14 protein-coding genes are annotated in these 22,035 nt (G+C 60.9%); 7 read left to right on the top strand and 7 right to left on the bottom strand.

Annotated elements, in window-relative coordinates; genetic code table 11:
* Positions 1 to 120 precede the first annotated feature (120 nt).
* The gene (locus E8M77_RS04630; RefSeq protein ID WP_137129442.1) at positions 121 to 1,530 is read left to right on the top strand and encodes an XRE family transcriptional regulator; all 1,410 of its coding nucleotides are present in this window, start codon (positions 121 to 123) and stop codon (positions 1,528 to 1,530) included.
* A 74-nt stretch (positions 1,531 to 1,604) separates the two neighbouring features.
* Here E8M77_RS04630 and hemA read toward each other — a convergent pair whose 3' ends face one another.
* The 4 genes from hemA to E8M77_RS04610 all read right to left on the bottom strand — a co-directional run bounded on the left by hemA (position 1,605) and on the right by E8M77_RS04610 (position 6,828).
* Entirely contained in the window at positions 1,605 to 2,819 is a 1,215-nt protein-coding gene (hemA, locus tag E8M77_RS04625) for a 5-aminolevulinate synthase (RefSeq protein WP_137129441.1), read from the bottom strand.
* 214 nt (positions 2,820 to 3,033) lie between these two features.
* The gene (locus E8M77_RS04620; protein ID WP_137129440.1) at positions 3,034 to 3,831 is read right to left on the bottom strand and encodes a xanthine dehydrogenase family protein subunit M; all 798 of its coding nucleotides are present in this window, start codon (positions 3,829 to 3,831) and stop codon (positions 3,034 to 3,036) included.
* A gap of 27 nt (positions 3,832 to 3,858) precedes the next feature.
* The gene (locus tag E8M77_RS04615) at positions 3,859 to 6,225 is read right to left on the bottom strand and encodes a xanthine dehydrogenase family protein molybdopterin-binding subunit (RefSeq protein WP_137129439.1); all 2,367 of its coding nucleotides are present in this window, start codon (positions 6,223 to 6,225) and stop codon (positions 3,859 to 3,861) included.
* A gap of 111 nt (positions 6,226 to 6,336) precedes the next feature.
* Positions 6,337 to 6,828 (bottom strand): (2Fe-2S)-binding protein, encoded by a 492-nt coding sequence (locus tag E8M77_RS04610; protein ID WP_137129438.1) that lies wholly within the window; start codon positions 6,826 to 6,828, stop codon positions 6,337 to 6,339.
* A gap of 276 nt (positions 6,829 to 7,104) precedes the next feature.
* On the opposite strand from E8M77_RS04610, the gene E8M77_RS04605 reads away from it, so the two are divergent.
* The 6 genes from E8M77_RS04605 (at position 7,105) to E8M77_RS04580 (ending at position 19,117) form a co-directional block, all read left to right on the top strand.
* The gene (locus E8M77_RS04605; protein ID WP_137129437.1) at positions 7,105 to 7,362 is read left to right on the top strand and encodes a glycine zipper domain-containing protein; all 258 of its coding nucleotides are present in this window, start codon (positions 7,105 to 7,107) and stop codon (positions 7,360 to 7,362) included.
* A gap of 185 nt (positions 7,363 to 7,547) precedes the next feature.
* Complete coding sequence (locus E8M77_RS04600; RefSeq protein WP_137129436.1) at positions 7,548 to 9,461, top strand: autotransporter assembly complex family protein; 1,914 nt, start codon at positions 7,548 to 7,550, stop codon at positions 9,459 to 9,461.
* 65 nt (positions 9,462 to 9,526) lie between these two features.
* Positions 9,527 to 15,622 (top strand): translocation/assembly module TamB domain-containing protein, encoded by a 6,096-nt coding sequence (locus E8M77_RS04595; RefSeq protein ID WP_170975742.1) that lies wholly within the window; start codon positions 9,527 to 9,529, stop codon positions 15,620 to 15,622.
* A 221-nt stretch (positions 15,623 to 15,843) separates the two neighbouring features.
* Positions 15,844 to 17,634: a PAS domain-containing methyl-accepting chemotaxis protein gene (locus E8M77_RS04590; RefSeq protein WP_137129434.1), complete on the top strand. Its 1,791-nt coding sequence runs from the start codon at positions 15,844 to 15,846 to the stop codon at positions 17,632 to 17,634.
* Complete coding sequence (locus E8M77_RS04585) at positions 17,634 to 18,113, top strand: chemotaxis protein CheW (RefSeq protein ID WP_137129433.1); 480 nt, start codon at positions 17,634 to 17,636, stop codon at positions 18,111 to 18,113. The genes E8M77_RS04590 and E8M77_RS04585 overlap by 1 nt, the downstream gene beginning before the upstream one ends.
* Before the next feature lie 143 nt (positions 18,114 to 18,256).
* The gene (locus tag E8M77_RS04580) at positions 18,257 to 19,117 is read left to right on the top strand and encodes an asparaginase domain-containing protein (protein WP_137129432.1); all 861 of its coding nucleotides are present in this window, start codon (positions 18,257 to 18,259) and stop codon (positions 19,115 to 19,117) included.
* Positions 19,118 to 19,196: 79 nt separating this feature from the next.
* On the opposite strand, the gene E8M77_RS04575 is transcribed toward E8M77_RS04580, so the two are convergent.
* The 3 genes from E8M77_RS04575 to fdhD form a co-directional block, all read right to left on the bottom strand.
* Positions 19,197 to 20,849, bottom strand: a complete 1,653-nt coding sequence (locus E8M77_RS04575; protein ID WP_137129431.1) for an OFA family MFS transporter — start codon at positions 20,847 to 20,849, stop codon at positions 19,197 to 19,199.
* 77 nt (positions 20,850 to 20,926) lie between these two features.
* Positions 20,927 to 21,271, bottom strand: a complete 345-nt coding sequence (locus E8M77_RS04570) for a formate dehydrogenase subunit delta (protein ID WP_137129430.1) — start codon at positions 21,269 to 21,271, stop codon at positions 20,927 to 20,929.
* Positions 21,249 to 22,034, bottom strand: a complete 786-nt coding sequence (gene fdhD, locus E8M77_RS04565) for a formate dehydrogenase accessory sulfurtransferase FdhD (protein ID WP_348639895.1) — start codon at positions 22,032 to 22,034, stop codon at positions 21,249 to 21,251. Before fdhD ends, E8M77_RS04570 begins: the two co-directional genes overlap by 23 nt.
* Position 22,035: the final 1 nt, after the last annotated feature.

The raw sequence follows: 22,035 nt of genomic DNA, 5'->3' as shown, positions 1-22,035 counted from the left end.
TGAAAATGCTTTGTCGCTGTTGTATCGCGTTGAAGCGACAGGCGAAACATGGATTTTCGTTGAATAGGTGGCAATGTGTAAGTTATAAATCTGCAAAGTGTATTTTGCAAAGTTGCGAACATGGCGATCGGCAAGCTTTATATCGGACGCAAGGTGCGGGAACTGCGCGATGGCGTGCGCGCCACCCAGGCGCAATTTGCCGAACGGATCGGCATTTCCACCAGCTATCTCAACCAGATCGAGAACAACCAGCGCCCGGTCTCGGCCTCCGTGCTGCTGGCGCTGGCAGAAACATTCGGCATCGGCATCGGCGAGCTTTCCACCGGCGAGGGTGACCGGCTTCTCTCGGCCCTTTCGGAAGCACTGACCGATCCGCTATTCCATGGCTACACCGCCAATCTTCAGGAATTGAAGCTTGTCACGCAAAATGCCCCCGGCATGGCCCATGCGCTGATTGCCGCGCATCAGGCCTATCGCCGCGCCAGCGAGCAGCTGGCGAGCATGGACGACAGGCTGGGACGCGCAGCGCTTTCGGAAGCCACACCCTATGACGAGGTGCGCGACTATTTCCACTTCGTCGACAATTACATCCATGACCTGGATGTGATGGCGGAGAAACTGGCCGCAGAGCTTTCCCTTGGCGGCGGCGAGAACCATGGGGCGCTCCAGCATTTCCTGTCCGTCCGTTTCGGCGTGACCGTTGAGCGGGCCGTGCTGAAGGATGACTTGATCCGCAGCTATGCGCCAGCGACACGCAGGCTTTCGCTGAATGCCTATGCGACGCCCGCCACGCGCGATTTCCAGATGGCGTTGCAGATTGCTCAACTCTACGCCGCCGATGTGATTGACCGCATTGCCCGCGAGGCGGGGTTTCGTGCAGCCGAGGCCACGGAAATCTGCCGTATCGGGTTGCAGAATTATTTTGCCGGCGCCTTGCTGCTGCCCTATGAGGCCTTCCTGAAACGCGCCCGCGACTTGCGCCACGACCTCGAACTTCTATCGGGGCATTTCGGCGCAAGCATAGAGCAAATCTGCCATCGGCTCAGCACGCTTCAAAGACCGGGACAAAAGGGCGTTCCGATCTTCTTTGCCCGTGTGGACCGCGCCGGCAATATTACCAAGCGCCACAGCGCGGCCAAGCTGCAATTTGCCCGCTTCGGCGCCGCCTGCCCCTTGTGGAATGTGCATCAGGCTTTCGAAATGCCGGGGCGCATTATCCGCCAATTGGCCGAAACGCCGGACGGCGTGCGCTATCTCTGTCTTGCGACGCAGATCACCAAGGGCAGCGGCGGCTTCCACGCGGTCCAACCACGCTACGCCCTGGCACTTGGCTGCGAGATTTCCTATGCCGACAGCTTCGTTTATGCCGATGACCTCGATCTTGCCAACCGCGCCGCCTTCGAGCCGATCGGCATTTCCTGCCGAATCTGCGAACGACCAAACTGTCCGCAGCGCGCCATGCCGCCGCTGAAAAGCCGGCTCGCCGTGGACCACGACAACCGTTCGATCGTGCCGTATAGGATTATGTAAATCCATAGGCCTCAACGAAAAAGCGGACCGCGTTGCCGCGATCCGCTTTTGAAAATCAGCACCTGTGTGACGGATCAGGCAACTGCCCGCGCCAGTGCACAACGCGACCAGAGCTGGTGCAGGGCACCGACCAGATGCTCGATATCGGCATCCGAATGCAGCGGCGTCGGCGTGATGCGCAGGCGCTCCGTCTTGCGCGGCACGGTCGGATAGTTGATCGGCTGCACATAGACATCCGAATGGTCGAGCAGCAGGTCCGAGATCCATTTGCACTTGGCCGCATCGCCCACCATGACCGGCACGATATGGCTGGGGTTTACCATATGCGGAATGCCGCGCGCATCGAGCGAGGCCCGCAGCTTGCGCACGCGGTCCTGATGACGGGCACGCTCGAAGGGGCTGTTCTTCAGGTGACGGATGGAAGCCACGGCACCGGCGGCCAGCGCCGGCGGCAGTGCGGTGGTGAAGATGAAGCCCGAGGAAAACGAGCGGATGAAATCGCAGACCGCATGCGAACCGGTGATATAACCGCCCATCACACCGAAAGCCTTGCCGAGCGTGCCTTCGATGATGGTGATGCGGTCCATCAGGCCTTCGCGTTCGGCAATGCCGCCGCCGCGCGGACCATACATGCCCACCGCATGCACTTCGTCGAGATAGGTCATCGCGCCATATTTATCGGCGAGATCACAGATTTCCTTGATCGGCGAGATATCGCCATCCATGGAATAGACGCTCTCGAAGGCAATCATCTTCGGCGCCTTGGGATCGGCAGCCTTCAACTTGGCTTCCAGATCGTGGAGATCGTTATGCTTCCAGATGACGCGCTCGCACTTGCCATGACGAATGCCTTCGATCATCGAGGCGTGGTTGAGCGCATCGGAAAAGATGATGAGACCGGGGATCTTCTGGCCAAGCGTGCCAAGCGTCGCCCAGTTCGAAACATAGCCGGAGGTGAAGATAAGGGCGGCTTCCTTGCCGTGCAGATCGGCAAGTTCCTGCTCCAGAAGAACATGGTAATGGGTGGTGCCAGAAATATTCCGGGTGCCTCCCGCACCCGCGCCACAGTGATCGATCGCCTCTTTCATCGCGTCGATCACGGCAGGATTCTGGCCCATCCCGAGATAATCATTGGAACACCAGACGGTGACATCGCGTTTGCCTTCCGGGGTGTGACGCGTCGCGCGCGGAAACTGCCCACGGTGACGTTCGAGATCGGCGAACACGCGGTAACGGCCTTCCGCATGAAGGCTGTCCAGCTCGCCCTTGAAAAATGCCTCGAAATCCATGTCTACACTCCAGAACCTGCACTGTTTTTTGGGTTCTGCACGCCGCCGCGTCAACCCCGGCAGGCATGATTGCGTCCCAACTGCGGCATTTGGCCCAATTTTTTGAACTATTCCAATTTGAATTTATGAACTCAACGATAAGAGAAAGTTGATTCACATCAAGATTGACAAAAAAATGGGCGGCTGACGCCGCCCAAGCTGCCTTCTGTGACTGTCAAAGAGAGGATTGAACCGCTCGCTTGGCCATGACCCGCACCAGATTGGCGCGATATTCGGCTGTTGCATGCATATCTTCCATCAACAGGCCCGGATCGACGGAGATGCCGGCGACTGATTCGGGCAGATAGGATGCACCAAGTGCGGCCTCCATCTCCGGCACGCGAAAGACACCGCCAGAACCAGCGCCGGTGACCGCCACACGCACGCCGGATGCCGTCTTTGCCACAAACACCCCGGTCAGCGCATAGCGTGAGGCCGGATTGGCAAATTTGGCATAGCCTGCCTTGTCCGGCGCCTCGAAACGGATGGCGGTGAGAATTTCCGTATCCTGCAGCGCCGTCTCGAACATGCCTTGGAAGAATTCATCGGCCGGGATCTCGCGCCGATCGGTGATGATGGTGGCATTCAGCGCCAGCACGGCCGAGGGATAATCGGCTGCCGGATCATTATTGGCCACGGATCCGCCGATCGTGCCCATATGGCGCACATGCGGATCACCAATCATGCCCGCCAGATTGCAGATGGCGGGACACAGGGCGCGGATCTCTACCGACGAGGCGACATCGGCATGCGGGGTTGCTGCCCCGATGCGCACCGTGCGGCCTTTGACGGTAATGCCCTTGAGGCCGGCGATATGGCGCAGGTCGATCAGGTCCGATGGCGCAGCAAGCCGCTGTTTCATCGTCGCAATCAGCGTCATGCCGCCGGAAATATAACGCCCCTCATCCTGTGAGGCGCGCAGGTTGACGGCTTCGTCAACCGAGGACGTACGATGGTAGCTGGTGGCATACATTGTCTGTCTCCTTCCCTTCTTGAGCCCTTATTCGGCAGCCTGACGCATCTGCACAGCCTGCAGCGCGCTCCACACCTTGAGCGGCGTGGCAGGCATGGAGAGCGTATTGATGCCGATGGCATCGGTGATGGCATTCATCAGCGCCGGCGGCGAACCGATGGCACCCGCCTCGCCGCAACCCTTGATGCCGAGCGGATTGCCGGGACAGGGCGTGTTCTGGTGCGACAGCGAGAAGGAGGGAAGATCGTCCGCCCGCGGCATGGCATAATCCATGTAGCTTGCCGTCAGAAGCTGGCCATTGTTTTCGTCATAGCGCACCTCTTCCAGCAGCGCCTGACCAATGCCCTGCGCCAGCCCGCCATGCACCTGGCCTTCGACAATCATCGGGTTGATGATATTGCCGAAATCATCGGCTGCGACAAACTGCAGGATCTCGGTCTTGCCGGTTTCCGGATCGATCTCGACCTCTGCAATGTAGCAGCCCGCCGGAAAGGTGAAGTTGGAGGGATCGTAGAAGGCGCTTTCCTTCAGGCCCGGCTCCATGCCGGAGGGAAGATTGTGCGCGGTATAGGCGGCCAGCGCCACCTGGAACCAGGGAAGGCTCTTGTCGGTGCCGGCCACTTTCACATCACCGTTTTCGATGACGATATCGGCCTCATCGGCCTCCATCAGATGGGCAGCGATCTTCTTTGCCTTCATCTCCACCTTGTCGAGCGCCTTGACGACCGCCGACATGCCGACGGCACCGGAGCGGGACCCATAGGTGCCCATGCCCATCTGCACCTTGTCGGTATCGCCATGCACAATGTTGACACTGGCGATCGGCACGCCGAGACGATCCGCCACCAGCTGGGCAAAAGTTGTCTCATGGCCCTGGCCATGGCTGTGCGAGCCGGTGAGCACTTCGATCGTGCCAACGGCATTCACCCGCACCTCCGCCGATTCCCAAAGGCCGACGCCGGCACCAAGCGAGCCGACCGCCTGGGAGGGCGCGATGCCGCAGGCTTCGATATAACAGCTCATACCGATGCCGCGTTTCATGCCACGCGCTTCAGACTGCGCCCGGCGGGCCGGAAAGCCATCCCAATCCGCCGCCTGCATGGCGGCAGACAGCGAGGCTTCATAGTCGCCGGCGTCATAGGTCATGATCACCGGCGTCTGATAGGGGAAGGTGCGGATGAAGTTCTTGCGGCGAAGCTCGACCGGAGAAATGCCCAGTTCTCGGGCTGCCGTTTCGATCGTGCGTTCCAGAAGATAGGTCGCTTCCGGCCGCCCTGCCCCGCGATAGGCATCGACCGGCACCGTATTGGTATAGACGGTGCGGACATTGGCGTGGATGGCCGGAATGGCATATTGGCCAGACAGAAGCGTGGCATAGAGATAGGTCGGCACCGCCGACGAAAAGAGCGACATATAGGCGCCGAGATTGGCGACCGTATCCACCTTCAGCCCGGTAATGCGGTGATCCTTGTCGAAGGCCATCTTCACCGTCGATACATGGTCGCGGCCATGCGCATCGGTCAGAAAGGCTTCCGTGCGGTCGGACGTCCACTTGACCGGCACGCCGGTTTTCTTCGACGCCCAGAGACAGACGATTTCTTCCGGATAGATATAGATCTTCGAGCCGAAGCCGCCGCCGACATCCGGCGCAATCACCCGCAGCTTGTTTTCCGGGGCGACATTATAGAAGGCGCTCATCACCAGACGCGCGACATGCGGATTCTGGCTGGTCGTATAGCAGGTGAAGTGATCTTCCGCCTCGTCATAAATGCCGAGCGTGGCGCGCGGCTCCATCGGGTTTGGCGACAGGCGGTTGTTGAGGATATCGATCTCGATGACATGGGCAGCCGCTGCAATGGCCGCATCGGTGGCTGCCGGATCACCGATCTGCCAGTCGAAGATGAGATTGCCCGGCGCTTCCGGATGGATCTGCGGCGCATCGGCGCCAAGCGCTGCAAGCGAGGTGGTGACCGCTGGCAGTTCATCGTAATCGACCATCACCGCTTCGGCGGCATCGCGCGCCTCGGCTGCACTGTCGGCCACGACGATCGCCACCGCATCGCCGACATAGCGCACGGTATCGATGGCCAGCGGACGCCAGGCACCCATTTTCATCGGCGTGCCATCCTTGGAATGGACCATCCAGCCGCAGATGAGATTGCCGATACCATCGGCCTGCAACTGCTTGCCTTCCAGCACGGCGATAACGCCCGGCATGCCCAGCGCTACTGACGCATCAATGCCGGTGATCCTGGCATGTGCGTGCGGGCTGCGCACGAAGAAGGCGTGCTTCATGCCCGGCACGACCATATCGTCGGTGTAGCGGCCTTTGCCGGTGAGGAAGCGCTTGTCTTCCTTGCGGGTGACGCGTGCACCAATACCTTCCATACCCATGTTCATTTCCTCCAGAGAAATAGGGATTAGGCAAAGGGCAATCGGCAATAGCGAGGGCAAGCGACGGCGCAGGCGCCGTCAGACGATTGCCCGGTGGCTACTGCCGATGCCTTATTCGGCGGCCTGGCGCTGTGCACCATGCATCTGTTCATTGGCCGACAGCACCGCCTTGACGATGTTGTGGTAGCCGGTGCACCGACAGATATTGCCTTCCAGCTCCTGGCGCACGGTGGCCTCGTCCAGCTGGCCGCCATGGCGGGCAATCATATCGACGGCGGTCATCACCATGCCGGGCGTGCAGAAGCCGCATTGCAGGCCGTGATGCTGGTTGAAAGCGGCCTGGACCGGATGCAATTCGCCCTGAACGGCAAGGCCCTCGATCGTCGTGACGGTGGAGCCTGATGCCTGTACCGCCAGGATGGAACAACTTTTGACCGATTTGCCATCCATGTGCACAACGCAAGCGCCGCACTGGGTCGTATCGCAGCCCACATGCGTGCCGGTCAGACCCAGCCTGTCCCGGATGAAATGTACGAGAAGCGTGCGATCATCGCACTCTCCCGCCATCGCCCGGCCATTCACCGTCAATGTCACTTTCGCCATTTTTGTCCTCCCTGGAGCCCTGGCAAGGGCCTGTGTCTCCTCAAACACAGATCCATCATTTGCCTTTTTTTCCGGGGGATCAACTGGTCTTTTTCTTGGCGGCATAAATGGTCAAGCATCAGATTGCCATTTTGTTAAGAAAAAGCGCAGATGTGCATATGGACTTCCGAAGACGGAATCTTATTCTCCTCGCGCGCGGAGTACCCTTGAGAGCCGCGGACGAGGAGGGACCGGCTTCGAAGCGGCCCAGGCTCATGGAAAACAGTGGAGAGAGTAATGAAGAAAGCTTTGATGTTTATGTTGGTAGGCCTGACGATGGCAGGCTGCACGCAGACGGAAAAGGGTGCTGGCATCGGTGCCGGCGCTGGCGCCATCATCGGCGGCCTTGCCACTGGTAACGTTCGTGGCGCAGCCGTGGGTGCTGCCATCGGCGGTATATCTGGCGCCGTGATCGGCTCCGTCGCCGAACAGCCCGGCCAGTGCTATTATCGTGACCGCTACGGTCGCCGCTATGTCGATAGCTGCCCACGCTGATAGAGCAACGGCACAGGCTGACAATCGCGCCAAAGAGGCTCCGGCGGTATTGCCGGGGCCATTTTATCGCATATGTGACACAATGGGTGTACCAAGAGAGCTGATATGTGATTATATTAGTGACGTGTTGAGCAGGGCGATGTAGCCCGCAGGGTGGGAACGACACACTGAGTACGAGCAATGATATGCCCGGCCCGAAAGACGCATTCGCCCATCGAAAATCCGGCGTTGCTGTTGCTCTCGCCGTGACCCTGGCGGTCTTTCCGGGCTACGCCCCGGATGCCTATGCCCTGAAGATCTTCGGCCTGACCCTGTTCGAGACAGAGGAAGAGACGGCAGAGGTGATCAATCCGGTGCGATACGATGCCATCCTCGACATAAAGGGCGACAAAGGCGAGCTGCGGGAGCGGCTGGAAACCACCACGGCGCTGGTTGCCGACAAGGGTCAGCCGGTCTCCGGCGATCTGGGACTGGTGGTCAAGGCTCGCGAGGACCGCGAAAGGCTGGTTGCCGTACTCTATGAAGAAGCCCATTATGGTGGCGTGGTGCGCATCAGCATCGGCGGAACGGATCTTGATCAGCTGCCGCCGAACCCGGTTTTCGACCACAACAGCCCGGTTCCCGTCACCGTGACGGTGGAAGCCGGCCCGAATTTCACGCTCGGAAGCGTGACGCTGGAAGGCGATGCAAAAGGCCTCAACCCGGACGATTACGATTTGAAATCCGGCAGTGCCGCAGGTTCCGTCAAACTGATCCAGGCCGGTGAACGCATTGTCCGCGACCTCAAGGCACAAGGGCGACCGCTGGCCGAACTGACCTCCCGCAATGTCGTGGCAGATCATGCGACGAACACGGTTTCGGTCACCTATGCGGCCAGAAGCGGACCTGTCGCCTCGATTGGTGCCGTCAGCGTCAAGGGCAACCGGGCGGTCGAAGAAGATTTCATCCGCCGCTATTCAAGGCTCGACGAACAGCAGCGCTACTCGCCCGACCAGCTGAAGAAGGCGGGCGAGCGTTTGCGCGAACTCGGTGTCTTCTCCAGCGTAACGATCCGGGAAGCTGACGCGCTGGCCGCCGATGGCACGCTGCCGCTGACCATCGAGATTTCGGAAGGCAAGTTCCGCTATTTCGGCGCAGGTGCCGACTTCTCCTCGATCGATGGTGCTGGCCTCTCCGGCTACTGGGGCCATCGCAACCTGTTCGGCGAAGCGGAATCGCTGCGCATCGAAGGCAAGGTGTCCGGCATTGGTGCCACGACCGATTACACGACCTTCGACTATTCGGCGGGCATCTTCTTTTCAAAGCCCGGCGCCTTCTTGCCGCGCATCACGATGGATGCCAGCCTCCAGGTGCAGCGCGAAACACCCGATGCATTCACAGCCGATTCCATCACGGCGCTGACGACGCTCTCCTATGAGCTGAGCGACCAGGATACCGTGAAAGGTGGCGTGGAACTGGCCTTCGTGCGCGCCGATGATGCGTTCGGGCGCAATGACTACCTGACCTTCTCGACACCCCTTTCCTTCGAAAGAGACGCCCGCGACAACAAGCTGGAACCGACGCAAGGCTACCGCGCGCTTTTGTCGGCCCAGCCGAGCTACGAATTCGAGCGCGGCACAGTTTTTTCCTCTTTCGAGGGATCGATTTCCGGCTATCTGGGTTGGGGCGAGGAAGACCGGCTGGTGCTGGCGGCACGACTTGGTGCTGGAACAATTGTCGGCGCAGACAGTGTTGCGGACATTCCGACCACAAGACGCTTTTATGCCGGTGGCGGCGGATCGGTGCGCGGCTATGCCTATCGCGAGATTTCGCCCTACAATGGCGAGAACGAGGCTCTGGGGGGAAAATCCTATACGATCGCATCTTTTGAGGCGCGGGTGAAAGTCACGGAAAAGGTCGGAGTGGTGCCGTTTTTTGACATGGGTACCGTGTCGACCGGAATCGTGCCGAATTTCTCCGATATCCGCATGGGCGCCGGTATAGGCCTGCGCTATGCCACGCCTTTCGGTCCCTTGCGGCTCGATGTGGCGGTGCCACTGGACCGCTATGACGACGGCAGTGCATACGGTATCTATGCCGGCATCGGACAATCATTCTGATGTCGCGCGCAAACGAAGATCAGGATAATCAAGTCCGCAAAACAGCCAAGGGTGAACCTGCGTTCATGACATCACCGTCCCGGCCGAAGACAGGGGTTCTGCGCGTCACGCTTGCCGTGACGGCGATGCTGCTTGCCCTGTTGATGGCCGTCCTGCTCTTCCTTGGCTTTGTTCCGGTCGGCAACCGCGTTGTCGGCAGCCTGGTCTCGTCCCTGCTGTCCGGGCCCGGCCAGCAGGTCGCACTATCAGCGCCGAAAGGTCTCCTGACCGGAAACCTGAAGATCGATCAGGTCCGCCTGTCCGATAGCCAGGGACAATATGCCGAAGCGCGCGACATTTCCGTTGACTGGTCGCCGCTTGCGCTGCTGCGCGGAACCTTCCATGCCGATCGCATCGATATTGGCGGTCTGATGGTCAACCGCCGTCCGGTGACTGAAGCCGTGCAGCCGCCGGCGGACAAACAGCAGACGGCGAGCGGATTTTCCCTGCCACTGGCCATCGAAATTGACGCCTTCCACCTGCCCGATATCGACCTTGCCCCGGCGCTGACCGGTCGCCGCTTCGAGATGACGGCGGAAGGCTCGGTGGATGCTACCGACGAGCGGGTGGCGCTGAAGCTTTCGACGCACCGCAAGGATACGCCGAATGCACTGGCAAGCGCCGATCTCGTCTATGCGCCGGGACAGAACGAGCTGAAACTTCAAGCGCTTGTGGCAGAGCCGCAGGGCGGATTGTTGGCGCGGTTGCTGCGCCTGCCCGGCGCCCCGGCGCTTGCCCTTGCTCTGGATGGACAGGGGCCGCTATCCAGCTGGTCCGGCCAGATTCGGGCAACGGTGGACGGCCAACCGGTGATCAGCGTCGATGGCCGGCATACGCTGACGCCTGAGGGTGCGCATCGCCTTGAAATCAAGGGTGGTGGCCAGCTGACCGATCTGATGCCGCAGACCCTGCGACCACTGTTTGCCGGGCGAACCGATTTCAATATCGGCGCGCTCGTGGCGCCCTCCGGACGCATCGAGATCCGCACCGGCGAATTTGTGACCGGCGCAATCCGGCTGGCGGCATCCGGCGCGCTTGATCCCTCCGGCGACAACAGCCTGACGGGCAGTGCCACGGCAACCAATGGCGCGGTCGCCATCGACTGGCCCATGGAAGGCACGCCTGTTCGCGTATCGCTCGACAACCTAAATTTCACTTTGACCGGCCCGGCGGAATCCTCGCGGTTCAACGCAACGGCTGCGCTTCGCACTCTATCGGCCCTGGACGCGCGCTTTGAACAGGTGCGCCTGCAGGCCGAAAGCGAAGACCTGAACCTGGTGCAGCGCGCCGGCAGCATCCGCACGCGGCTGAGCGCTGCCAATGCCAGTTTCGTCAATCCGGATATCGACCGGCTGATCGAAGGGCCGATCCGGCTCGACGCACCGATCCGGCTGGCTTTGCCGGCAATCGGCCTTGATGCGGCAACGTTTGAAAGCGGCAATGCATCCGGCACGATCAGCGGCGCCTATAATCTCGCCCAGCAATCGGTGAAGGGCAATCTGCGCCTATCGCTGAGCCCCGATGGACTTCCGCCCGAAGCTGGCCGCTATTTTACCGATATGATCGGCCTTGAAGGCTATGTGGACGCCGTGATTGGCGGCCGCATGAGCCTTGAAAACCTGGTGATGAAATCCAACCTCATCGAGGGCCATGGCAATCTGCTGCTGGATGGCGGCAAGCTCGACGCCCATCTGGCCGGCCGCATTGGAGATATCGGCCGCCTGCGGCCCGACGCCAAGGGCGCCGTCGGCTATGACATGACCGTTTCCGGCCCCGTGGAAAACCCGGGCGTTACCGCCGCGATCAACGCCGCCGACCTGCGCTTCAACGGCCGCGTTCTGGAAGGCATCAGCATCAAGCTTGCAGGCACGCTGCCAGCCGGCAGGCCACAGGCGACCATGGAAGCCACCGGCCGTGTGGATGGCAAGCCGCTTCACATCCGAACCCAGGCGCAGCAAGTGGATGGGCTGATCTCCCTGCCGGAAATATTGATCGAGGCCGGCGCCAATCGGGTGACAGGTGCGGTCGCCTTGTCGGATGCTTTTCTGCCACGCGGCAGTTTTACTTTTGAACTGCCCGATCTTGGCCTTCTTGCAACCCTTGCCGGCCAGCAGGCGAGCGGCGACCTCAAAGGCAGGATGGAGCTTTCAAATGACGCAGGCATTTTGTCGGCAAAAATCAATGCCGACGGCCAATCGGTAACGGCTTCGGGCGCCACGCTCAAAAACCCGGTGGTCGACCTTGCCAGCAGCAATGTTCTGGCGCTCAACGTCAATGGCACGATCCGGGCCGCCGAGATTTCCATCGGTGCGCAGCAGATCAGCGATGTGGCGCTGACCATAACGCAGACCGGCGCCAAGACCGGCTTTGATCTTGTCGCCCAGTATTCCGGCGCACCGCTGGGTCTGACCGGCAGTCTCGATCGCACCGATCCGGCCGGGATGATCCTTGCGCTCGATCGCTTCACCGCCAAGCCCGCCGGGATCAATGTAGATCTGGCCAGTCCAACCCGCATTCGCATGGCCAATGGCCGCACCGATCTGGGCACGATCACCCTGCGCGCCGGTGGCGGCACGATAGTGGCCGAGGGAAGCGCTGCCGAGCAGTTGAATGTCGGTGTGCGCATCAGCGAACTTCCCGCCGCACTCGCCAATAGTTTTGTGGATAAACTCGGCACCGAAGGTTTGGTCGGTGGCGTGGTGACCCTTGGCGGCGCCACATCCGCGCCGGTTGCCCGCTACAGCCTGGAATGGGAAGGCGCACAGGTGGCGCAAACCAGAGCGCAAGGCCTGAAGCCTCTGGCGCTTGCCGCACAGGGTCGCTTCGAAAACAATCTGTTGACCCTGACGCAGATGACACTGCGCAATGAGGACGGCATTTCCGCCTCGGCCTCCGGTACCGTCTCAACGATCAATCCGCAAAGGCTCGATCTGACAGCCGAGATCGATGCGCTGCCGGCTTCTCTTGCCAATCGCTTCCGACCGGACCTCGATATGCGCGGCATGCTGCGCGCCACCGCGAGACTGACGGGGACCACAACCGCGCCGGTGGCGGATTTCATCCTCGCGCTGTCGAGTGCCTCGACTGCGCAGACCCGTACGGCAGGCGTTGACAACCTGACCGCCAGTCTTGTCGGACGCTTCGAAAACGAACTTCTGAGCGTCAGCAATTTTACGCTGACCGGCAAAGACGGGCTATCCGCCAAGGCCAATGGCTCGCTGTCTCTGGCCGAGGGGCGGCCCGTGACGCTGCAGGCAGACCTTGCCTCCATACCGGCAAGCCTTCTCAATGCTCTGCGTCCAGGTCTTGGCGCAAGCGGCACACTATCGGGCGCGCTCTCCGCCTCCGGCCCGCTTGTCGCACCGCTGGCCGATTTCAAGCTCGACTGGGCGAATGCCTCGGTGGAAGCAACCCGCAGCGCCGGGATAGATGGGCTATCTGCCACCGCCACCGGGCGATTTGCCGATCAGGTCGTAACGCTGGAGACGCTTGGCCTTCAGGGATCGCAGGGGCTTTCGCTGAATGCGCGGGGCACAATCGGCGTGAGCACTGATCAACCGCTGAATGTGACGGCGGAATTTGCCCACTTGCCGGCACAGCTGGCCGACATTGCCCGCCCGGACCTGAAGGCGAGCGGCACGCTGGCCGGCAACATTGCCGCAAGTGGCACCCTTGGCGCACCTGTGCTGCGCTACGATATCACCGCAACCGATGCCGCCACGGCTAAGAGCCGTGAAGCCGGCGTGAACGCGCTTGATCTTCTGGCGCGCGGCACATTCGACCAGGGCATTCTGACGCTTGAGGAAACCCGGCTGAGCGATCCCTCCGGCCTGTCGCTGACGGCCAAAGGCCGCGTGATCCTGGCCGGGCCGCAAGCCCCGGTGCTGGATCTGAATGCCACGATTGCCGCTCTGCCCGCCAATCTCGCCAATAGTTTCGTGCCGGACCTCAATGCCGGCGGCGTGATTTCTGGCAGCATTTCGTCCACGGGTTCGCCAGAGGCGCCCGCCACGCGCTTTGATCTTAGCTGGCAGAACGTACAGACCCGCCAGACGCTGAGCGCCGGCCTTTCAGGTCTGTCGCTGGAAGCGCGCGGCAGCCTATCCGGCGGCACGCTGACGCTGGAACAGCTGGGGCTGACGGGCCCCTCTGGATTATCCGCCTCCGCCAAGGGCTCGGTAGGCCTTGCTGGAGAACGTGCGCTCAACCTGACGGCCAATATCGGCTCCCTGCCCGCAAGCCTTGCCGGCGCATTCCTTTCCGGCATCCAGACGGGCGGCACGGTGACCGGATCAGCCAGTGTGGGCGGCACGCTGGCAGCACCGGCGGTACGCTATGATCTGCAATGGGCCGATGGCGTCATTCGCCGCCAAGGCGATGCCGGCATCAGCGGACTGGTACTGAAGGCCGCCGGCAGTTTCGAGAATGGCCGCCTCACTCTTGGCGACACCCGGTTGCGCGGCCCTCAGGGCCTGTCGCTCGATGCCAGTGGCCATGTGGTGATCGGCGGCGAGGCCGGCCCACTTCCGAGCCTCAGCGCCAGCATCAACGCCTTGCCGGCAAGCCTTGCCAATGCCTTCATGCCGGGCCTTGGCGCCAGCGGCCAAATCACCGGCAAGGTCTCACCCCTTCCCGGCGCCGCATCCGGGCAGCGCTTCGACCTGACATGGAGCGGTGCGGAACTCGCCCAGACCCGCTCGGCAGGACTTGCGCCTTTCACCATTGTCACCAATGGAACATTGCAGGACAGCCAGGTCCGCTTTGAAACCCGTTTGAGCGGGGTCGCTGGCCTTGCTCTTGCCGGCAGCGGTTCGGTGGGACTGACAGGCTCTCTGCCGCTTGACCTGCGGATAGAGGGCGGCCTTCCCTTTGCGCTCGCAGCAACCCAGCTGTCTGGCCAGGGACTGGTTCTGAACGGCAGCGCCAATGTGAATATCACGGTGGGTGGAACGGCAGCCGCTCCGCTTGTGAGCGGCACCGCATCGACTGCCGGCGCACGGCTGATCGATGTTCAGCGCAACCTCGCCCTCAATGCCATCAATGCTTCGGTGACATTCAACCGCGACCGCGCAACAATTTCCAACCTGACGGCGCAGGTCTCGACCGGCGGCAGCCTGTCGATTGACGGATCGATCGGCATTGGCGCGGACTATGCCGCCGATCTGCGCATCGTGCTCAACAATGCCACTTATGTCGATGGCACGCTGGTCACCGCCACGGTGAACGGCGCACTGACCGTGACCGGGCCCTTACTGGCCGGACCGACGCTTGGCGGCAGCGTGACGCTGGTGCGAGCCGATATCACGGTGCCGGCCAAAATTCCCGCATCGCTGGCGGAAATCGACGTGAAGCACCGCAACGCGCCCGCGGATGTGCTGGCACTTCTGGCAAGTCTGCAGCCGAAGGGCGGAACGGGTGCGCGAACCGGTATCAATCTCGATCTGCGGCTCAATGCACCCAATGGTATCTTCGTGCGTGGTCGTGGCATTGATGCGGAACTCGGCGGGGCGCTCGGCATTCGCGGCTCAACAGTCGAACCCGATGTGACGGGTGCATTCCAGATGCGCCGCGGTCGTATCATCATTCTCACCAAGCGGCTGGATTTCACCACGGGCAAGATCACCTTCGGCGGCAGCCTCATCCCGCTTCTCGACATGGTCGCATCGACATCGTCGGGCCAGACAACGATCAATATCAATGTGTCAGGCATTGCCAACGATCCGCAGATCTCGTTTTCCTCGTCGCCCGCCCTGCCGCAGGACGAGGTTCTGGCACAGCTGATCTTCGGCCAATCCATGGCACGGCTTTCGCCATTGCAGATCGCCCAGCTGGCGGATGCGGCAAGCCAGCTTGCCGGCGGCGGCGACACCTCGCTGATCCAGACATTGCGAGCAAATCTTGGTGTCGATGACCTCGACATCAACACCGACGAGACGGGACAGACGAGTGTTTCCGTCGGCCGCTACATCAACAACCGGACCTATTTTCAGCTGGAACAGGGCGGTAAAAGCGGCGGCGCGCGGGCCACGATCAACCTCGATATCGGGCGCGGCGTGAAGCTGAAAGGCTCGGCTGGAACCGATGGCGGTTCGGGCGGTATCTTTTACGAAAAGGAATATTGAGACCGTTTTCATTCGTCCGGTATCGATCCACGGCACGAGCACAACCTGAAACGCGCCGTTGCACAGAAGATGCTCATAAAGGCACAATTTCACAACCTTAAGCTATATTAGATATCGCCAGAATTTTAATCATTGGCTCCTATTCTTCGACTCAAGTGCCGAGCAAGCACGTAGACGCAGACAGACTGCCGTCTTCGCTTCGCCATTAAGGACTGGGGAAAATGATGGGATTGAGCATACTGGGTACAGCTGGCGCAAAGGCAACGCTGGCTGCACTGAGCCGTTCGCAGGCCATGATCGAGTTTGACACGGCAGGCAAAATCCTGACGGCCAATGAAAACTTCTGTAAGCCCATGGGCTACAGCCTCGGCGAAGTGCAAGGCCGACATCACAGCATGTTTTGCGCGCCGGACTATGCCCGCTCGGATGAATACAAGGCCTTCTGGGCACGCCTAGGTCGCGGCGAATTTCAGGCCGCCGAATATATGCGGCTCGGCAAGGATGGCAAGGAAGTCTGGATCCAGGCCTCCTACAATCCGGTCATGTCCGGTTCCACGGTGGTGAAGATCGTCAAGATCGCTACGGATATCACCGCTGCCAAATTGAAATCCATGGAAGATGCCGGCAAAATCGCAGCGATTTCCCGAACCCAGGCCGTCATCGAATTTACGCCAAAGGGCGACATCCTGACCGCCAACCAGAATTTCCTCGATTGTCTGGGCTATAGCTTGTCTGAAGTGCAAGGCAAGCATCACAGCATGTTCTGCGAGCCCTCCTTCCGCGACAGCCCGGACTATGCGCAATTCTGGCGCAAGCTTTCAGGCGGCGAAGCCATTACCTCCGAATTCAAGCGGATCGGCAAGGGCGGCAAGGTTGCCTGGATCCAAGCCTCGTATAATCCGATCCTCGATAGCGAGGGACGCGTTTTCAAGGTCGTGAAATTTGCAACCGACATCACACAGCGTGTGCAGGCCGTGGCCGCTATCGGCGCCGGATTGAATGCGCTGTCGCAAGGCGACCTGAACTTCCGCATCACCCAGCCTTTCATCCCCGCACTCGAAAAGATCCGCACAGATTTCAATGCGGCGCTGGAAACGCTGCGCGATGCGATGGAGATCGTCGGTCGCAATGCGACGGCGATCGCCTCAGGCTCCACCCAGATCCGTCAGTCGTCCGACAGCCTGGCCAAGCGCACGGAGCAACAGGCCGCCACCGTTGAGGAAACGGCCGCAGCCCTTGACGAAATCACCCAGACCGTTGCAACCAGCGCCAAGCGCGCCGAAGAGGCCGGCAATCTGGTGGCACGCACGACAGCCGGTGCGACCAGATCCGGCGAGGTGGTGACCAATGCCATTTCCGCCATGAGCCAGATCGAAAATTCTGCCGGCGAAATTTCCAACATCATTACCGTGATCGACGAAATCGCTTTCCAGACCAATCTTCTGGCCTTGAACGCAGGTGTCGAAGCCGCGCGCGCGGGCGAAGCCGGCAAGGGCTTTGCCGTGGTGGCCCAGGAAGTACGCGAGTTGGCTCAACGTTCCGCCAAAGCTGCCAAGGAAATCAAGGCGCTGATCAATACCTCGACACAGCAGGTGCTGAACGGCGTCTCGCTGGTCGGTCAGACGGGTACGGCACTGCAATCGATCATCACGGAAGTGGCGGAGATCAACCAGAACGTCAACGCCATCGTCGAAGCCAGCCGCGAGCAAGCGGTTGCTCTCAAGGAAATCAACAAGGCCATCAATCTGATGGATCAGAATACGCAGCAGAATGCGGCCATGGTGGAGGAATCCTCCGCCGCCAGCCATAGTCTGGCCAATGAAGCGGATGCCCTGCGCACATTGATCGGGCGATTCAGCTTTGAGAAACACTCTTCGTTTACTGTGAGTGTTGCGCGACCCGATGCACGCCCTATCGCATCCCCGGCACGCTCACTCATGGCGAAGGTTGCCCGTTCCAGTTCGGGCGCAGCAACCGCCGTCAAGGCATCGGAGAATTGGGAAGAATTTTGATGGCAACGACGATCACCACCACAAGCTTCAGCGGCGAAACGCTTGAGATCATCGCATTTCGCCTGCACGATCAGGAATTCTGCGTGAAGACCACGACCATCCGCGAAATTCGCGGCTGGGCACCGTCCACCCCAATTCCGCATGCGCCGGCCGACGTCATCGGCGTCATGAACCTGCGCGGCTCGGTCATCCCGATCATTGACCTTGCCTATAAGCTCGGCATGAAGAGCACGGTGGCCAATGAGCGCTCAGCCATCGTCGTGGCGGAAGTCCATAATATGGTCATCGGCATGCTGGTCGACCGCGTATCGGACATCCTGACCATTCCTTCGAGCCAGGTGCAACCGGTTCCGGAAGTGTCCGCCTCATTCGACAAGTCCTTCTCCGAGGGCATTATCGCCAATGAAAACGGCATGATCTGCTTCCTGAACCTTTCCAAGATGTTCAAGGGCAGCGACCTGGAAGACATGGCGGCCTGATCAGCCAGGCACGTCTATCGATATCGCAAGGGCAGCGCGGGCAACCGCGGCTGCCCTTTGTCGTTGCTCAGCAGCCGCTGCTCTTGATCCGCCGCGGCGGCTGGACTACCAGACGGACAAAGATCGAAGTTCGGGAAATCACCATGCGTCTGCTTCTCATCCACACCGGCGGAACGATCGGAATGGCGCAGGGTCCGGGCGGGCTTGCGCCACTGGAAGGCCTGGTCGAGGCAGCGGTCGCAGAACGGCTTCCCGCAGGCGCAACCCTTGTTACACAGATATTCCTGCCCCTCCTGGACAGTGCCGATGTCGGGCCAAAACATTGGAACGCCATGCTGGATGCCGTGCGCGCACATGAAGATATGCCGGTGATCATCACCCATGGCACCGATACCATGGCCTATACCGGCGCTGCCCTTTCCCAGGCGCTGGCCGGTGAAAACCGCCGCGTGATTCTCTGCGGCTCTATGATCCGGCTGGGCGGCGGCGGCGATGCCGAGGGCAACCTTGCGCTTGCCATTGATGCGGCCCTGGGCAAGATCCGCCTTGATGAGCCGGCAGATGTATCGCTGGCCTTTGCCGGGCAATTGCTGCCGGCGGCCGGTCTCGTCAAGCATGACAGCCACGACCTGCATGCCTTTCGCACGCAGGTGCAGGACATGCCAAAGCCACCTGTCTCGCGGCGCTTCGATGCCCGCCGCCTGGCTATCCTGACCTTGAGCCCCGGCATGTCGGCGGATCTGATCTCTGCGGCACTTTCAGTTCTGGATGGCGCAGTGCTTAGAGTGTTCGGATCGGGAACGGCAATGGATGACCCTGCGGTCATTGCAGCCCTTGGTCATGCTGTGAAAGCTGGCAAGCGCATCCGTGCCGTCAGCCAATGTGAGGCCGGCGGGCTGGAACCCGGCGCCTATGCAGCCGGTGCCGGCCTGTGGAGCACCGGCGTGGAGAATGGCGGGCGCGAAACGCCGGAGGCCGCCCTCATTCACCTCTGGCTGAACTGACAAGATCAGAACCGGCGACAATTGCGAAAGGCGACCGCAAGGCCGCCTTTCGTCGTTCAATCGATGTCGATCACAGGTTTCAGCCGAAAATCGCCAGGCTGTTTTTCATCGTTACCCAGACGCCCCAGAGAAGCGGGATGCCGACAACCGCCCAAGCCATGGCGGCCTTGGCATCAAACCCGCCCTTGCCGATACCGAACGAGCCGGTTGGACCCGCATTAGCCGCAGCCGTCTTGGCCTGAAGGGCCGCTACTTCCGCATCCGGCATGAACCACTTGTCGGAGAGAGGTTTGACGAAGGCATTGGCAATGAGACCAACAGCCAGCATGCCAGCCAGGATATACATGGTGCTGGTGTAAAGCGCCGGTCCCGGTGCGACGCCGGCGGCAATCTGCGCTTCACGGATATAGTTGACGACAAAGGGACCGGCGATGCCCGCTGTTGCCCAGGCCGTCAGCAGGCGTCCGTGGATGGCGCCGACAAATTGCGTGCCAAAGATATCGGCAAGATAGGCCGGGATGGTGGCAAAGCCGCCGCCATACATGGACAGGATGATGCCGAATGCCAGCACGAACAATGCCTTCGAGCCCATCAGCGCCAGCGTCGGTGCCAATGCATAGAGCACGATGCCGAGGATGAAGAAGCAGAAGTAGGTGTTCTTGCGCCCAAGCTTGTCGGACATCGACGCCCAGAAGAAGCGACCGCCGATATTAAAGAGCGACAGGAGCCCGGTGAAACCCGCCGCGATGGCGGCGATCTGCGCCTTCTGACCCGCATCAAGCTGTGCGAAGGCGACGCCCGGCATGCCGATGAGAGAGCCGGCAAAGATTTCCTGCAGCATGGGCGAGGCCATGCCGATAACGCCGATGCCCGCAGACACGTTGAGGCAGAGCACGGCCCAGATCAACCAGAATTGCGGGGTCTTGTGAGCATTCTTCAGATGCACATGCCGATGGGTGATCATGGCTGTCTTGGAAGCAGGCGGTGTCCAGCCTTCCGGACGCCAACCAGCCGGCGGAATGCGATAGCCAAAGGCGCCGCCCATCATGAAGACGAAATAGATGAGCGCCATGACGACAAAGGTCTGCCAGACGCCGACGGAAACATCCGTCTTGAAATGCGTCATCAACAGGTTGGCAAGCGGGGCACCGATCATTGCACCGCCGCCAAAGCCCATAATGGCCATGCCGGTTGCCATGCCGCGCCGATCCGGGAACCATTTCACCAGGGTAGAGACCGGCGAAATATAGCCAAGCCCGAGGCCTATGCCGCCGATGACGCCAGCCCCAAGCCACATCAGCCACAACTGATGGAACATGACGCCGAGCGCGGCCACGAGAATACCGCCGCACCAGCAGCAGGCCGAGACGAAACCCGCCTTGCGCGGGCCGACGCGTTCCAGCCAGCCACCCCAGATGGCCGCCGAACAGCCAAGCAGCACGAAGAACAGCGTATAGATCCAACCGAGATCGGCCACGCGCCAGTTGCAGGCCGTGGTAAACAGCGAGCCGGCAAGCGTCATGCCGGTGCAGCTTGGATCTGTTGTGGGAATTGCGCGGCTCAAGGGCAGCCAGAAGACGCTGAAGCCATAGGCCATGCCGATGCACAGATGAATGGCGAGCGCTGCCGGCGGGACAAGCCAGCGATTGAAACCCGGTTTTGCGATAATTCGTTCTCGATCAAGAAAGCCGGCACTCGCCACGCTTCCCCCCGTTACGTTTGCAACTGCCATAGACAATACCTCCCTATGGAATGTCAGGACATAAAATGTGCTTTACGCCGACCAGAACAGCCGGCGGCAATGCATGCTCAAACCATGCTTTCCGGAACGCTCGGTTCCGAAAGCGATTCACCGGCAGCGGTTCCCTTGCCGCCCGGTGCCCCTTCCGCGGCATCGGCACCAAGGCCGATAGCGCTATCATCACCCTCATCCGGGCGTTTGATCTTGGCGGATGCAAGCACGACCAGCGGCAGAAAGCCGCCAATGCCGGCATCGATCATTTCGAAGAAGCGATGGCGCATGCGCTTCTCCCAGAACTTGTTGATATGTGTTGCCACGCCATCCACCCGCACCGCTTCCGGCTGCGAGGCAAAGAATGTGGCAATCTGGTTTGCCATGCGGACAAGCTTCTCATCCGTGTGATGAAGCGACATGGGGAATACCTCCTTGGGCGATCAAACGGTCGGCGCGGGTAAAGATCTCGAAATCATTGCCGCGCACGATGCCGATCAGCGTCATGCCGGCCTGGCTTGCCGTGCGGATGGCAAGGGCTGTGGGTGCTGAAATGGCAGCCAGCATGCAACTGCCGAGAATGGCGGCCTTCTGCACCATTTCCACCGACAGGCGGCTGGTGACGACCACCATACCCTCGGCAGGCTCCCATCCGCCAAGCAGGACTGCTCCCACCAGCTTGTCGAGCGCATTGTGGCGGCCGACATCTTCTCGCATCGCGACAAGCCCCTCGCCCGGAATATAGAAACCCGCGCCATGCACGGCGCGTGTCTCACGGTTGAGGGCCTGCGCATCGCCCAGATGCACCATGGCCTTGGCCAGTTCAGCTGCCGACAGCCGAAAACCGCCATCCGAGACATGCGGCACTTCACGCATCGCCTGCTCGATCGATTCGATGCCACACAGCCCGCAGCCAACCGGCCCCGCCATGCGCCGGCGGCGCTTGGTCAGCGCCTCGGCCGTACTATCCTTGAGCACCACCTGCAAATCTATGCCATCGCCCGCCGCGATCGGATCGACCGACAGGATTTCGTCGGCTGAACGGATGATGCCCTCGGCCAGCGAAAAGCCGACGGCAAAATCCTCCAGATCATCCGGCGTCGCCATCATCACCGCATGAGTGGAACCGCCATAGGAAAAGGCGATCGGCACTTCTTCCGGCACCGTGCGACTGCCGGTGACCATG

Source organism: Rhizobium sp. FY34 (genome assembly GCF_005222845.1).
In the GTDB taxonomy this organism is placed as follows: Bacteria; Pseudomonadota; Alphaproteobacteria; order Rhizobiales; family Rhizobiaceae; genus Neorhizobium.
Note: the sequence above shows the minus strand (reverse complement) of the source record. Positions and strands in the feature narration are given on the sequence as shown.

What these genes read in the sequence shown, in the direction of transcription:
- E8M77_RS04630 (WP_137129442.1), top strand. Translation starts at nt 121, where the DNA reads ATGGCGATCGGCAAGCTTTATATCGGACGCAAGGTGCGGGAACTGCGC.
- hemA (WP_137129441.1), bottom strand. Translation starts at nt 2,819, where the DNA reads ATGGATTTCGAGGCATTTTTCAAGGGCGAGCTGGACAGCCTTCATGCG.
- E8M77_RS04620 (WP_137129440.1), bottom strand. Translation starts at nt 3,831, where the DNA reads ATGTATGCCACCAGCTACCATCGTACGTCCTCGGTTGACGAAGCCGTC.
- E8M77_RS04615 (WP_137129439.1), bottom strand. Translation starts at nt 6,225, where the DNA reads ATGGGTATGGAAGGTATTGGTGCACGCGTCACCCGCAAGGAAGACAAG.
- E8M77_RS04610 (WP_137129438.1), bottom strand. Translation starts at nt 6,828, where the DNA reads ATGGCGAAAGTGACATTGACGGTGAATGGCCGGGCGATGGCGGGAGAG.
- E8M77_RS04605 (WP_137129437.1), top strand. Translation starts at nt 7,105, where the DNA reads ATGAAGAAAGCTTTGATGTTTATGTTGGTAGGCCTGACGATGGCAGGC.
- E8M77_RS04600 (WP_137129436.1), top strand. Translation starts at nt 7,548, where the DNA reads ATGCCCGGCCCGAAAGACGCATTCGCCCATCGAAAATCCGGCGTTGCT.
- E8M77_RS04595 (WP_170975742.1), top strand. Translation starts at nt 9,527, where the DNA reads ATGACATCACCGTCCCGGCCGAAGACAGGGGTTCTGCGCGTCACGCTT.
- E8M77_RS04590 (WP_137129434.1), top strand. Translation starts at nt 15,844, where the DNA reads ATGATGGGATTGAGCATACTGGGTACAGCTGGCGCAAAGGCAACGCTG.
- E8M77_RS04585 (WP_137129433.1), top strand. Translation starts at nt 17,634, where the DNA reads ATGGCAACGACGATCACCACCACAAGCTTCAGCGGCGAAACGCTTGAG.
- E8M77_RS04580 (WP_137129432.1), top strand. Translation starts at nt 18,257, where the DNA reads ATGCGTCTGCTTCTCATCCACACCGGCGGAACGATCGGAATGGCGCAG.
- E8M77_RS04575 (WP_137129431.1), bottom strand. Translation starts at nt 20,849, where the DNA reads ATGGCAGTTGCAAACGTAACGGGGGGAAGCGTGGCGAGTGCCGGCTTT.
- E8M77_RS04570 (WP_137129430.1), bottom strand. Translation starts at nt 21,271, where the DNA reads ATGTCGCTTCATCACACGGATGAGAAGCTTGTCCGCATGGCAAACCAG.
- fdhD (WP_348639895.1), bottom strand. Translation starts at nt 22,034, where the DNA reads ATGGTCACCGGCAGTCGCACGGTGCCGGAAGAAGTGCCGATCGCCTTT.